Here is a 433-nt window from a genome sequence, read left to right as displayed (position 1 = left end):
CCTGCGGTCGCTGGAGAAGAAGGGCTCGCAGTTCGCCTTCACCGGCCCGGTCGGTGACAAGGCCGAGCTGCTGGCCGAGGCGGTCCGGCCTACGGACGGTCGGATTAACACGGTGATGCAGGCGATCCGCGCCGGGGCCACGCAGGAGGAGGTCTTCGACTCCACGAAGATCGACCCCTGGTTCGTCGACCAGCTGTTCCTGATCAAGGAGATCGCCGACGAGCTGGCCTCGGCCGAGCGCTTGGACGCCGGTCTGATCGCGGAGGCGAAGCGGCACGGGTTCTCCGATGCCCAGATCGGTGAGATCCGGGGTCTGCGCGAGGACGTCGTGCGCGAGGTGCGGCATGCGCTGGGGATCCGGCCGGTGTACAAGACGGTGGATACGTGTGCGGCGGAGTTCGCGGCGAAGACCCCGTACTTCTACTCCTCCTAC

The 433-nt window shown here is 67.2% G+C and carries 1 pseudogene; it reads left to right on the top strand.

Going from position 1 to position 433, the window contains the following annotated elements:
• A pseudogene (locus IF17_RS0135810) lies at window positions 1–433 on the top strand (carbamoyl phosphate synthase large subunit); the annotation flags it as partial.

Source organism: Streptomyces cyaneofuscatus (assembly GCF_000718135.1).
Taxonomy (GTDB): Bacteria; Actinomycetota; Actinomycetes; order Streptomycetales; family Streptomycetaceae; genus Streptomyces; species Streptomyces cyaneofuscatus.
The sequence above is the reverse complement of the archived record's forward strand: the minus strand, read 5'-3'. Positions and strand labels throughout refer to the sequence as shown.